This window comes from Novosphingobium sp., assembly GCF_036803765.1.
Taxonomy (GTDB): Bacteria; Pseudomonadota; Alphaproteobacteria; order Sphingomonadales; family Sphingomonadaceae; genus Novosphingobium.
The window spans coordinates 207,270-219,895 of the sequence record NZ_DAIRTS010000003.1; the positions used below are offsets into that span (position 1 = coordinate 207,270).

Sequence of the window (12,626 nt, forward strand, 5' to 3'; positions counted from 1 at the left end):
GGCGGGGATGATGCAGAACAGCAACAACGCAGCAAAATCGCGCCTGACGACTGCAATCCATTGCATTTGACCCAAAGTGCCATTTGCAAACGATTGCAGTCAGGGTTAGTGACAATGCATCGATTCTCGCGACGCAGTGGGAACGTGTTCAAGGGAGAGAGTTGCATGAAGGTCATCACCCTATTGTCGTGTGCGTCCGCCGCCGCCCTGGCTTGCGGCCTCGTGACCGCCCCGGCACAGGCGCAAAACGCTACGCCCCCCGATGCAAGCGCGGAAACGGCGTTGGACGGCAGCCCGATCGTGGTGACCGCAGCCGCCGGCGGCAAATCGGCCCGCCTGTCCTCGATCTCGGTTTCGCAGATCACGCAGGAATCGGTCGTTAACTTCACCCCGCGTTCGCAGGCCGAAGTGCTGCGCACGATCCCCGGCCTCAACGTCCAGGACACCGCGGGCCCCGGGGGCAACGCCAACATCGGTGTGCGCGGCATTCCCGTGTCGACCGGGGGTTCGGAGTATGTCGGCCTGCAGGAAGACGGCCTGCCTGTCACGCTGTTCGGCGACATCCAGTTCGGCAACAACGACTACTGGGTGCGCTTCGACAACAACGTCGATCGCGTCGAGGCCGTGCGCGGCGGTTCCGCCTCGACGTTTTCGAGCCAGGCCCCAGGTGCCGTGATCAACTATGTCTCGAAGACCGGCGAAAAGGACGGCGGCGAGATCGGCGTCTCGCAGGCGCTGAACTATCGCGAAACGCGCGTCGACTTCGACTACGGCGGCCACCTTTCGGACACCGTGCGCTTCCACATCGGCGGCTATGCCGTCGACGGCAATGGCGCCACGCACCTGCCGTACAAGGCGCAGAGCGGCTACCAGATCAAGGGCAACATCACCAAGGATCTGGCCGATGGCCGCGGCTATATCCGCCTGAATTTCAAGCGCCTCGACGACAAGGAGCCGACGTTCACCTCGATGCCGTCGCTGGTGACGCTGTCGGGCAACAAGATCACCGGATACAGCACGTTCGATGGCGTGGATGCGCGCAAGTATGCGTCGACCGGCATCTACAACCAGACGTTCCAGATCCTGGATTCGAGCGGCCGTGTCCGCACCGTGCCAATGGAAGGCATCCACCCCGTTGCCACCTCGATCGGCGGCGAATTCCACTACGAATTCACCCCAGCCTTTACCGTAACCGACAAGGCGCGCTGGACCGACATGAGCGGCGTCTTCGCCAACCAGTGGACCGGCGAGACGACGACAGCTGCGCTCGCTGGCACCGGGACGCTGCGCTATGCCGCCGGTCCCAACAAGGGCCAGGTCTATACTGGCCGCTTCGCCAGCAATTCGGCCCAGGCCTATGTCAACATGAACGACGTGGGCAGCCTGGTGAACGACCTGACCGTCAACGGCAAGTTCGAAATGGGCAACGGCAACAAGATCAATGCCCATGCCGGTTGGTTCCACATGCGCCAGAACATCAACATGGACTGGCACATCAACAACGCCAGCCAGACGCTCAACGGCTCGGGCAACCCGGTCCCGCTCGACCTGTTCGATGCCGCCGGCAATCAGCTTTCGGCCAACGGCATGACGGGCTTCAACAACCAGTGGGGCGGCTGCTGCGGCGGGCGTTCGTACGATGTCAATTACACCGACGACGCGCTTTATGGGCAGGTGGAGGGCCAGTTCGGCCACTTGAACCTCGACGCCAGCGTGCGCTACGATTCGGTGAAGGCGAGCGGCGTCGCTTATGCGCCGGTGGCAGGCCCCAACATCACCGTGACCGACGGCCTCGGCTCGGCCTCGCTGCCGACGCTGGTGACGGGCAGCACGCCGGTCAACGTGCTCAACTATACCAAGAGCTATGCCAGCTGGTCGTTCGGCGCACTGTACGAAGTCAGCAATGCGACCAGCGTGTTCGTCCGCGTCAGCCGCGGCGGCCGCTTCAACGCCGACCGCCTGCTGTACAACAACGCCAATTTCACCGCAGACGGTAAGCTGACCGCAGGCGGCGACCACCTCTCGCTCAACTATGTGACGCAGCAGGAACTGGGCCTGAAGCAGCGCGGCGATGTCGGCAGCGGTGGCCGCTACCACGCCGAAGTCACGCTCTACCGGGCGCAGGTGAAGGAGAGCAACTACGACTTCACCGCCCCTTCGCGCGGGGAGAGCCCGTTCATCGACGCGGTCTATCACTCCTACGGCGTCGAAGCCTCGGCCGGGGTCAGTGCGGGTAACTTCTCGTTCGACGGTTACGTGGTCTACACCCATGCCGAGAACGCGGCGACCAAGGCCACGCCGGTCGCCATGCCCAAGTGGACCTGGCTCGTCTCGCCAAGCTACGATGCCGGCGTTGCGGCCATCGGCGTGTCGGCCAGCGGACAGTCGAACTTCCTGGTGTCTGGCGGCTACACGGCGCCCGGCCGGACGTTCGTCAATGGCTACGTCAAGGTTCGCCCTGTCGAGAAGCTGGAAGTCAGCTTCAACGTCAACAACCTGTTCAACACGCTGGGCTATCGCGCCAACAACGGCTCGATCGCGGTCGGCCCCGGCGGGCCGGGCCTTGGCGCGAACCAGGCGATCTTCGACAACAGCGCCATGCTGGGCCGGACGATGACCGCCGCGGTCCGGTACAAGTTCTGATGGCCGCAGGGCTGCACTGATACTTGGCAACGGCGGGCAGGGAGCGCAGAGTTTCCTGCCCGTCTTGTTTATGCTGGAGAGGAAATGCGGGACATGGCCGATAACGATCTGGTCCGCTCGATCCTGATCGTGGGCGGCGGCACGGCGGGGTGGATGAGCGCTGCCGCGCTGGTTCGCGCGCTGTCGTCACGCTGTTCGATCACGCTGGTCGAATCCGATGCGATCGGCACGGTCGGGGTCGGCGAGGCGACGATTCCGCCGATCCGCCTGTTCAACCAGATGCTCGGCATCGACGAGCGCGACTTCCTGCGCGAGACCCGCGGCAGCTACAAGCTGGGCATCGAATTCGTGAACTGGGGCGAGGCGGGCCACCGCTATTTCCACCCGTTCGGGCCCTATGGCCGCGCCTTCGATACGGTCGATCTGCATCAATACTGGCTGCGGGCACGGGCCGAGGGCGAGGCGGCGCCGCTGTGCGATCATTCGATGGCGTGGCAATTGGCCAAGGCCAACCGCTTCTGCCCGCCATCGCCCGATCCGCGCAACGTCCTGTCGACCTTCGACTATGCTTACCATTTCGACGCTGGGCTCTATGCGGCGTACTTGCGGCGCTATGCCGAGGCGCGCGGCGTCCACCGGGTGGAGGGGCAGGTCGCAGCGGTGCATCGCCACGGCGAGGACGGTTTCGTCGCGGGCGTGACCCTGGCTGACGGACAGCGGCTGGATGCCGACCTGTTCATCGACTGCTCGGGTTTTCGCGGGCTGCTGATCGAGGGCGCACTCGAGACCGGGTACCAGGATTGGTCGCACTGGCTGCCGTGCGACCGCGCCATGGCGGTGCCCAGCGAGAATGTCGGTCCGCTGACGCCCTATACGCGTTCGACCGCGCGCGAGGCGGGGTGGCAATGGCGCATCCCGCTGCAGCATCGCACGGGCAACGGCTATGTCTATTGCAGCCAGTTCCTCAGCGACGACGAAGCGGCCTCACGGCTGCTTGCCCGGCTCGACGGCAAGGCCTTGGGAGAACCGCGGCCACTGCGCTTCACCACGGGCCGGCGCAACCGGTTCTGGAACAGGAACGTCGTGGCGATCGGTTTGTCGAGCGGGTTCATGGAGCCGCTGGAGTCGACCTCGATCCATCTCATCCAGGCGGGCATCGCCAAACTGATCGCCCTGTTCCCGGATCGCGGCTTCGATCCACTGGTGATCGAGGAATACAACCGCCTGGCCATCGCCGAGTACGAGCGTATCCGCGACTTCCTCGTGCTGCACTACAAGCTGACCAGGCGCGACGATGCCGAGCTTTGGCGATACTGCGCGGCGATGGACATTCCCGACACCCTGGCAACCAAGATCGAGCACTTCCGGCGATATGGCCGGCTCGTCGCACGCGAGGCCGACCTGTTCGGCCCGCCGAGCTGGCTGGCGGTGCAAATCGGACAAGGCAATTGGCCCGAGGCAACGGACCCGGTGGCCGCCTATCGCGATGTCGACGGACGTGGCTGGCTCGCCCGGCTGCGCGCGGCCATGACGCAGACCGCCAGCGTGCAGCCGGACCACGCTGCCTACATCGCCGGCCAAGTCGGGCTTATGCCGGCGACCGGGGGTGCTTGACGCGGAGGTACTTCTTGCGGCCGCGATGGAGGCCCACGCAGCGCAGGACATGCCGGCTGCGCTGGAAGCGATCACCGCCGCCGCAGGCCTGACGCCCGAGAATCCCGCCGTGGCGCTGGCGCTCGCGCAGATCCGCTATGAAGCAGGCCTTGCGGCTGCGGACCAGTTTGCCGTCGCGGCTCGTCTCCTGCCCGATCGGCCCGAGGTTGCGCGCAACCATGCGCTGGCACTGGTGGCCGAGGGCGAGGAGGCAGCCGGGCTGGCCCGGCTCGATGCCCTGGTCGCCGCCCATCCACGCTGGATCGAAGGCCTGCGGACCCTTGCCGGCTTGCGCACCACGCTCGGCCATTCCGATTTCACAGCCGGCTACGCCCGCGCGTTGAAGACGCTGCCGATGGAGCCGGCGTTGTGGCTTGCATGGTTTCAGGCCCTGGCGCAGGCACGGGCGTGGCGCGAGGCGGGTGAGGTGCTGGACAGTGCCGCGGCGGTGCTCGGTGCCATTCGCACGATCACTCTTGCCCGGCTGTACCTTGCCAGCGAAAGCGGCGCAGGTGCCCACGATCCGAACCTGTTCGATGCGGTCGCGGGGGTGGAAGACCCCGGCCTCGATCTCGCGCGCGTTCGTCATTACCTGCGCGGCGGGCAGGTGGAGCGTGCCCGCGACGTGGCCATGGCGCATCTTGGCAGGCCGACGATGCGCGCGTTCTGGCCCTATCTGTCGCTGGCGTGGCGCCTGCTCGAAGATGAACGCGCGGCGTGGCTGGAGCGGGGCATGGACGATGTCGGCGTTCATGATCTGGCCTTGCCGCCGGCCGATCTTGCCGAGCTGGCGGAACTGTTGCGAAGCCTGCACCGTGCCCGCGCGCCTTGGCATGACCAGTCGGTGCGCGGTGGGACCCAGACCGACCGGCCACTGTTGCTGCGCGTCGATCCGGTGATCCTGCGGGTGCGCCGTGCGATCGAGGTGGCGGTGCGCGCTCATGTCGCCAACCTTTCGCCACCCGACCCCGCACATCCGTTGCTGGCTGCGCCGCGTGACAAGTTCCGCCTGGCAGGAAGCTGGTCGGTGCGTCTCTCGGCCGGTGGGTTCCACGCGCCGCATACGCATCCTGCCGGCTGGCTCAGTTCGGCGGCCTATATCGCGCTTCCCGAAGACGGCCCGGAGGGAAGGGGAGATGCCGGGCATCTCGCCTTCGGCACGCCGCCGCCCGAATTGCGCCTGCCGCTGGACAGACACGGTACGGTTCGCCCCCGGCCTGGCCGCCTTGTGTTGTTTCCATCGACAACGTGGCACGGCACCGTGCCGTTCAGCGGCCAGGAGCGCCTGACTATCGCCTTCGACGTCGTGCCGGCTTAACGCAGCGCTCCCACCCCGAGGGCGATAGCGCCGGTGATGCCGGCATCGTCGCCGAGGCCCGGCGTCACGATGTATCGCTCCAGCCCGGCATCGAGGCGCGGGTGGCGCACATACCCTGCCAGCAGGCTTTCGGTCTGGCGCCGCACCGCCTCGACGAGGCCAGGGGCCTTCATCACGCCGCCGCCGAAGATCAGGCGGTCGGGCATGTGCAGCAGCACCAGCGAGGCTGCGAGATGGGCGATGTAGCCGGCGACGAGGTCGATCGCGGCGGCGTCGCCTGCCAATTGGTCGAGGCTCTTGCCCCAGCGCTTGAGGATCGCCGGGCCGCTCGCCAGGCCTTCGAGGCATCCGCCGTGATACGGGCACATGCCGGGGAAGGGATCGCGTGCGGGGTCGTGCGGCGGCTTGATATGGCCGCTTTCGAAATGGGTGAAGCCCATCAGCGAGCGACCATTGCTGACAACGCCCGTGCCGATGCCCGTGCCGATGGTGGTGTAGGCCACGGTGCGGCATCCCTGGCCCGCACCCTTGAGCCATTCGCCGAGGCACGCGCCATTGACGTCCGTGTCCACCACGATCGGCGCATCGAATTGACCTAGCACGTCGTGAAAGCGCGCGCCCTGCCAGCCCGGCTTGGGCGTGGTGGTGAAGGTGCCGTAGGCGGGCGATTGCGGATCGATGTCGATCGGGCCGAAGCTGGCGACACCGAAGGCGGCGATGGCGCTATGCGCCGCGCTAGCCTCGCGGAAGAAGGCGGCCAGGGCGGGAAAGCAGGTCGCGGGCGTATCGGTGGGAATGCGGGTTCGGGCGACGATCGTGCCGTCGGCCCGGGCAAGGGCGGCGATGAACTTGGTGCCGCCGGCCTCGATGGCGCCGATCAGGGGCTGCGTTGCTTCCATCTTCGTCTCCCGTTCTTCGGCGCTACGCAAGCGGTCGCCACTCGGATTGCGTCGTTGCACCGGTCTTGACCGCCGGGGAGGGCATTGGTCAACCATTATGCAATCGAATGTATCCCGATTTATGCCTCGGGTCATCTCTCGTTGCGGAACGGCGTGGCGTCTGGCTGGTCGTGGCATCGAGCATGTGCGAGCGCGTATGCGCAGGTGATGACTCGCTCGCATACTTATGCAACGTGCATCTCGCACGATGTGGGACTAGGTCAGCGCCGCACAGGCCCGTTGCGACGGCCGGCGCGTGGTTCACGCGACCTGATAACGATGGAGATTCCAGGATGGCCGACCGCAGTTGTTCAGCGCTCTTGCTGTTTGGGGCCACCGGCGATCTGTCGCGCCGCATGCTGCTTCCCTCGCTTTATGCGCTGCACGAGGACGGGCTGATCGACCCGGGTCTGCGCATCGTCGGCACGGCACGGTCCGAACATGACGACGCCGGTTTCCGCGAGTTCGCGAACCAAGCGTTGGACGAGTTCCTGCCCGAGGATCGCAAGGACGAAACCAAGCTCGCGAGCTTCCTCGAGCGGCTCGAGTACCAGACGCTCGATGCGTCCAACATCGACGGCTTTGCCGACCTCGCGACCAAGCTGGGCGATACCTCGTGCGGGTTGTCGATCTTCCTGTCGACAGCACCCGCGCTGTTCGAGCCGACGATCGAGGGCCTGCGCCGCGCCGGGCTGGCCCACGAAAACGTGCGCATCGGGCTCGAGAAGCCGCTCGGCAACGATCTGGCCTCGAGCCGCCGGATCAATGACGCCGTCGCGGCCGGCTTTGCCGAGGACCAGATCTTCCGCATCGATCACTACCTGGGCAAGGAAACCGTCCAGAACCTGATCGCGCTGCGCTTCGCCAACATGATGTTCGAGCCGCTGTGGAATGCCAGCAACATCGACCACGTGCAGATCACCGTCAGCGAGACCGTCGGGCTCGAAGGGCGCAAGGGCTTCTACGACGACACCGGTGCGCTGCGCGACATGGTGCAGAACCACATGCTGCAGCTTCTGGCGCTCACCGCGATGGAGCCGCCGCGCGATTACGATGCCACCTCGATCCGCGACGAGAAGGTCAAGGTCCTGCGCGCGCTGCGCCCGGTCAAGGCCGAGGAGATGGTGCGCGGGCAATACCGTTCGGGTGCCGTCAAGGGCGAGAGCGTGGCGGGCTATCCCGAGGATCTCGGCGAGGCGTCCGACACCGAGACGTTCGTGGCGATCAAGGCGCATGTCGACAACTGGCGCTGGCAGGGCGTGCCCTTCTACCTGCGCACCGGCAAGCGTCTGGCGGAGCGGCGGTCGGAGATCGTCGTGCAGTTCAAGCAGGTGCCGCACAACATCTTCTCCGAACGCGGCGGCAAGCCGCGCGCGAACCGGCTGGTGATCCGCCTGCAGCCCGAGGAATACGTCCGCCTGCAGGTCATGGCCAAGGAGCCCGGCCTCGACCGTGGCGGTATCGTGCTGCGCGAGGTCAACCTCGACCTGTCGCTGACCACCGCCTTTGCCAAGGCACGCCGCCGCATCGCCTACGAGCGCCTTCTGCTCGATCTGATCGAGGGGCAGCAGACGCTGTTCGTGCGCCGCGACGAGGTCGAGGCCCAGTGGACCTGGGTCGATGCGATCCGCGCCGTCTGGGCCGCCGACAGCATGGAGTGCAAGCCCTATGCCTCGGGCAGCTGGGGCCCCAACGCCGCGATCGCGCTGACCGAGCGCGACGGGAGAAGCTGGAATGACTGACACGACGCAACCGCGCGTGCGCTGGGCGCAGCCCGGCGATGCCGCCGCCGTGGCGGACCGGATCGCTGCCGAGCTTGCGCGGCCGGGCGCCAAGCGCATCGCGATGACTGGCGGCTCCACGCCGCTCAAGGTCTTCGCGCTGCTCAAGGATCGCGGACTCGACTGGAGCGGCACCACGCTGGCGCTGACCGACGACCGCCGCGTGCCCGACGATCACCCTGCCAGCAACTTCGGTAAGCTACACGCCGCGCTGGGCGACAGCGGCGCCGTGTTCGAGCGGCTCGAGGAAGGGGCTGCCGTCGCGCCCTTCGATCTCGTCTGGCTGGGCATGGGCGAGGACGGCCACGTCGCCTCGCTGTTCCCGACGATGGAGGCACTGGTCCGCCCCGGTGCGACGGTGATCGGCACCACGCCGATCCCGCTCCCGCCCGAGGCACCGTTCGACCGGTTGACCCTGACCGTGCCGGCACTGAAGGCGACGCGCGAGGTTATTCTCGTCGTCACCGGCGCGTCGAAGAAGGCGCTGATCGAAGACGTGCTGGCCGGCAACGACGATTATCCTGTTTCCCAGTTCCTGCGCGGCACCGACGGTCCGCCCGTGACGATCTACTGGAGCGAATGATGGCCCTTCATCCCACCGTGGCCAAGGTCACCGACCGCATCGTCGCGCGCAGCCGCGACAGCCGCGCCGCCTATCTCGAGCTGATCGACCGTGCGCGTGAGGCGGGCGTCAACCGGCCGGTCCTGTCGTGCGGCAACCTGGCCCACGGCTTCGCCGCCTCGGGCGAGGACAAGCCCGCGATCAAGGGCGGCAAGGCGCTGAATATCGGCATCGTCACTGCCTACAATGACATGCTGTCGGCGCATCAGCCCTATGGCCGCTATCCCGAGCAGATCAAGCTGTTCGCGCGCGAAGTGGGCGCGACGGCGCAGGTCGCGGGCGGCGTGCCGGCCATGTGCGATGGCGTCACGCAAGGCCAGGACTCGATGGAACTGTCGCTGTTCAGCCGCGACACCATTGCCATGAGCACGGCGATCGGCCTCAGCCACGGGATGTTCGAGGCGGCGCTGTTCCTCGGCATCTGCGACAAGATCGTGCCCGGCCTCATCATCGGTGGCCTGCGCTTCGGTCACCTGCCGACGATCCTCGTGCCTTCGGGGCCGATGCCGTCGGGCCTTGCGAACAAGGAAAAGGTGCGCATCCGCCAGCTCTATGCCGAGGGCAAGGTCGGGCGCGACGAGCTGCTCGAATCCGAAAGCGCCAGCTATCATTCGGCAGGCACGTGCACGTTCTACGGCACCGCCAACTCCAACCAGATGATGATGGAGATGATGGGGCTGCACATGCCCGGCTCCAGCTTCGTCCTTCCCGGCACCAAGCTGCGCCAGGAACTGACCCGCGCAGCGGTGCACCAGGTCGCCAAGATCGCTTGGAACGGCGACGATTATCGCCCGCTCGGCCATTGCGTCGACGAAAAGGCGATCGTCAACGCGATCGTCGGCCTGCTCGCTACGGGCGGCTCGACCAATCACGTCATCCACTTGCCGGCCATGGCGCGTGCGGCGGGCGTGCAGATCGACTGGGACGACATGGACGAGCTGTCACGCGTGGTCCCGCTGATCGCCAGCGTCTATCCCAACGGCGCGGGCGACGTGAACTACTTCCACGCGGCGGGCGGCATGCCTTACGTGATCCGCGAGTTGCTCGACAATGGCCTGGCGCATGGCGACATCCGCACCGTCTATGGCGCCTCGCTGGCCGACGGCGCGCAGGAGCCGGTCATGGACGGCGACACGCTGACCTGGACCCCGGCTCCGGTGAAGAGCGGTGACGACACCATGCTCAAGCCGGTGACGGCCCCGTTCCAGCCCGAGGGCGGCCTGCGCCTTCTGCACGGCAACCTCGGCCGCGGCACGATCAAGATCAGCGCGGTCGACAAGTCGCGCTGGGTGATCGAGGCGCCGGCGCGCGTCTTCTCCGACCAGAACGACGTCCTGCGCGCGTTCAAGGCGGGCGAACTCGAAAAGGACGTGATCGTCGTCGTCCGCTTCCAGGGACCGGGCGCCAACGGCATGCCCGAACTGCACAAGCTGACGCCGCCGCTCGGCGTGTTGCAGGACCGTGGGTTTCGCGTTGCACTCGTCACCGACGGCCGCATGTCGGGCGCGTCGGGCAAGGTGCCGGCCGCGATCCACGTTTCGCCCGAAGCCAAGCTCGGCGGCCCGCTCGCCAAGCTGCGCGACGGCGACCTGGTGCGCCTCGATGCCGAGAGCGGTGAGCTGACCGCGCTGGTCGATGCCGCCGAGTGGGATGCGCGCGAGGATGCACAGGCGCCGGTCGAGGCGATGGGCGTGGGCCGCGAACTCTTCGCCCTCATGCGCCACCATGCCGAGCCCGCCGAACGTGGCGGTTCGGCGATGCTGGCCGCCGCCGGCCTGTGACGCGATAAAGAAATCGGAGGGGATGACCATGGAACTCGTAGCCGTAGACATCGGCGGAACACACGCGCGCTTCGCGCTTGCCACTGTCGAAGGTGGTCGCGTGACGCATCTCGGCGAGGCGGTGACACTCAAGACCGCCGAACATGCGAGCTTCCAGCTGGCCTGGCAGGAGTTCGAGCGGATCAATGGTGGCGCGGTGCCTTCGGCCTGCGCCATCGCGGTGGCAGGCCCGGTCGGTGGGGAGGTGATCAAGTTCACCAACAACCCGTGGATCATCCGTCCGGCCATGATTCCCGAGAAGCTGGGTGCGGAGAAGTACATCGTCGTCAACGACTTCGCCGCCGTGGCGCATTCGGTGGCGCAGGCCGACGACGCGCATTTCCTGCACTTGTCCGGCCCGGACCAGCCTCTGCCCCGCGCCGGCACCATCAGCGTGGTCGGCCCGGGCACCGGGCTCGGCGTTGCGCAGCTGTGGCGTTCGGGCGATGGCGGATATCACGTTCAGCCGACCGAGGGCGGGCATATCGACTACGCACCGCTCGACGGTATCGAGGACGCGATCCTCGCCCGGCTGCGCAAGCGTCACCGCCGTGTCTCGGCCGAGCGCGTCGTGGCCGGCCCCGGCATCGTCGACATCTACGAGACGCTCGCCGCGATCGAGGGCATGCCCTTCATCCCGCGCGACGACAAGGCGATCTGGACGCTGGGGACCAGCGGCGAGGACAGCCTGGCCGCCGCGGCGATCGACCGATTCTGCCTGTCGCTCGGCAGCGTGGCCGGCGATCTTGCGCTTGCACACGGCGCATCCGCGGTCGTCATGGCTGGTGGCCTGGGCCTGCGTATCAAGGACACGCTGGTGCGATCGGGATTTGCCGAGCGTTTCCGCGCCAAGGGGCGGTTCGAGCAGATGATGGCGCAGATGCCGGTGCGGCTCATTACGCACCCGCAGCCTGGTCTCTTCGGCGCCGCCGCCGCTTTCGCGCAGGCCAATCGCGATTGAACGATCACGCGGCGGCCTTGCCAGCGCCTGGCCGCCGCGTCACAATGCCGGCATGCATGTCATTCATGACCCTGCCGCCGCACCCGAAGAAACGATCGCGTTCAGCGATTTCCTGAAGGTCGACATTCGCATCGGCACCGTGCTGTCTGCCGAGGAACTGGCCGGCGCGCGCAAGCCGTCGATCAAGCTGGTCGTCGATTTCGGCCCCGGCATCGGCCAGAAGAAAAGCTGTGCCCAGGTCGCGGCACTTTACGATCCGGCAGACCTCGTCGGCCGGCAAGTCGCTGCGGTCGTCAACTTCCCGCCCCGGCAGGTCGGCAAGGCCATGTCCGAAGTCCTGACCCTCGGCTTCGCCGACAGCGAAGGCCGCGTGGTTCTCGCCGGTGCCGAGCGCGCGGTACCCGACGGAACGCGCCTGCTGTGAGCGGTCCCACCGTCTGGACCATCGGCTACGAGCAGGCGACAGTTGCCGGTGTAGTCGGGGCGCTGACGAAGGCTGGGGTGGAGGTGCTCGCAGACGTGCGCGCCCTGCCACTGTCGCGCCGGCCCGGCTTTTCCAAGACGGCGCTGGCCGCCAATCTTGCCGAGGCGGGCATCGCCTATGTTCACTTCAAGCCGCTGGGCACGCCGGCCGAGGGGCGGGCCGCGGCGAGGCGCCACGACCACGCCGCGCTCGAGCGGATCTATGAGGGCCAGCTGGAACTGCCCGAGGCGATCGTCGCGGGCGCAAAGCTGCGCGAACTGGCGCTCGACAAACGCGTGGCTCTGCTGTGCTACGAGCGGGAGGCCTGCGAATGCCACCGTACCTTGCTGCGTGAGGCAGTACTGGGGGATTTTGCGGCGGTGGATCTGCTGCCGCTCGAGGCTTAATCGAGGCGTCGGCGACGCAA

10 protein-coding genes are annotated in these 12,626 nt (G+C 66.9%); 9 read left to right on the forward strand and 1 reads right to left on the reverse strand.

Annotation, left to right across the window (positions count from 1 at the left end):
* Positions 1–165 precede the first annotated feature (165 nt).
* The 3 genes from V7Q48_RS03270 to V7Q48_RS03280 all read left to right on the forward strand — a co-directional run bounded on the left by V7Q48_RS03270 (position 166) and on the right by V7Q48_RS03280 (position 5,614).
* Positions 166–2,643, forward strand: a complete 2,478-nt coding sequence (locus V7Q48_RS03270; protein WP_333836239.1) for a TonB-dependent receptor domain-containing protein — start codon at positions 166–168, stop codon at positions 2,641–2,643.
* A gap of 93 nt (positions 2,644–2,736) precedes the next feature.
* Positions 2,737–4,257 (forward strand): tryptophan halogenase family protein, encoded by a 1,521-nt coding sequence (locus V7Q48_RS03275; RefSeq protein WP_333836240.1) that lies wholly within the window; start codon positions 2,737–2,739, stop codon positions 4,255–4,257.
* Positions 4,258–4,282: 25 nt separating this feature from the next.
* On the forward strand, positions 4,283–5,614 hold the full coding sequence (locus V7Q48_RS03280) for a putative 2OG-Fe(II) oxygenase (RefSeq protein WP_333836241.1): 1,332 nt from the start codon (positions 4,283–4,285) through the stop codon (positions 5,612–5,614).
* Here V7Q48_RS03280 and V7Q48_RS03285 read toward each other — a convergent pair.
* A complete protein-coding gene (locus tag V7Q48_RS03285; protein WP_333836242.1) occupies positions 5,611–6,513 on the reverse strand; it encodes an ROK family protein in 903 nt (300 codons plus the stop codon). The two genes, V7Q48_RS03280 and V7Q48_RS03285, sit on opposite strands and share 4 nt — an antisense overlap.
* A 332-nt stretch (positions 6,514–6,845) precedes the next feature.
* On the opposite strand from V7Q48_RS03285, the gene zwf reads away from it, so the two are divergent.
* From zwf to V7Q48_RS03315, 6 genes are read left to right on the forward strand one after another with little or no spacing between them, the layout of a single operon-like run.
* Positions 6,846–8,294 (forward strand): glucose-6-phosphate dehydrogenase, encoded by a 1,449-nt coding sequence (gene zwf, locus V7Q48_RS03290; RefSeq protein WP_333836243.1) that lies wholly within the window; start codon positions 6,846–6,848, stop codon positions 8,292–8,294.
* The gene (locus V7Q48_RS03295) at positions 8,287–8,916 is read left to right on the forward strand and encodes a 6-phosphogluconolactonase (protein WP_333836244.1); all 630 of its coding nucleotides are present in this window, start codon (positions 8,287–8,289) and stop codon (positions 8,914–8,916) included. The genes zwf and V7Q48_RS03295 overlap by 8 nt, the downstream gene beginning before the upstream one ends.
* On the forward strand, positions 8,913–10,736 hold the full coding sequence (edd, locus tag V7Q48_RS03300; protein WP_333836245.1) for a phosphogluconate dehydratase: 1,824 nt from the start codon (positions 8,913–8,915) through the stop codon (positions 10,734–10,736). The genes V7Q48_RS03295 and edd overlap by 4 nt, the downstream gene beginning before the upstream one ends.
* A 28-nt stretch (positions 10,737–10,764) precedes the next feature.
* On the forward strand, positions 10,765–11,736 hold the full coding sequence (locus tag V7Q48_RS03305) for a glucokinase (protein WP_333836246.1): 972 nt from the start codon (positions 10,765–10,767) through the stop codon (positions 11,734–11,736).
* A gap of 52 nt (positions 11,737–11,788) precedes the next feature.
* Positions 11,789–12,160: a tRNA-binding protein gene (locus V7Q48_RS03310; protein WP_333836247.1), complete on the forward strand. Its 372-nt coding sequence runs from the start codon at positions 11,789–11,791 to the stop codon at positions 12,158–12,160.
* A complete protein-coding gene (locus V7Q48_RS03315) occupies positions 12,157–12,606 on the forward strand; it encodes a DUF488 domain-containing protein (RefSeq protein ID WP_333836248.1) in 450 nt (149 codons plus the stop codon). Before V7Q48_RS03310 ends, V7Q48_RS03315 begins: the two co-directional genes overlap by 4 nt.
* The last annotated feature ends 20 nt before the right edge of the window (positions 12,607–12,626 follow it).

Coding starts and splice junctions, on each gene's coding strand:
- V7Q48_RS03270 (WP_333836239.1), top strand. CDS start 166: ATGAAGGTCATCACCCTATTGTCGTGTGCGTCCGCCGCCGCCCTGGCT.
- V7Q48_RS03275 (WP_333836240.1), top strand. CDS start 2,737: ATGGCCGATAACGATCTGGTCCGCTCGATCCTGATCGTGGGCGGCGGC.
- V7Q48_RS03280 (WP_333836241.1), top strand. CDS start 4,283: ATGGAGGCCCACGCAGCGCAGGACATGCCGGCTGCGCTGGAAGCGATC.
- V7Q48_RS03285 (WP_333836242.1), bottom strand. CDS start 6,513: ATGGAAGCAACGCAGCCCCTGATCGGCGCCATCGAGGCCGGCGGCACC.
- zwf (WP_333836243.1), top strand. CDS start 6,846: ATGGCCGACCGCAGTTGTTCAGCGCTCTTGCTGTTTGGGGCCACCGGC.
- V7Q48_RS03295 (WP_333836244.1), top strand. CDS start 8,287: ATGACTGACACGACGCAACCGCGCGTGCGCTGGGCGCAGCCCGGCGAT.
- edd (WP_333836245.1), top strand. CDS start 8,913: ATGATGGCCCTTCATCCCACCGTGGCCAAGGTCACCGACCGCATCGTC.
- V7Q48_RS03305 (WP_333836246.1), top strand. CDS start 10,765: ATGGAACTCGTAGCCGTAGACATCGGCGGAACACACGCGCGCTTCGCG.
- V7Q48_RS03310 (WP_333836247.1), top strand. CDS start 11,789: ATGCATGTCATTCATGACCCTGCCGCCGCACCCGAAGAAACGATCGCG.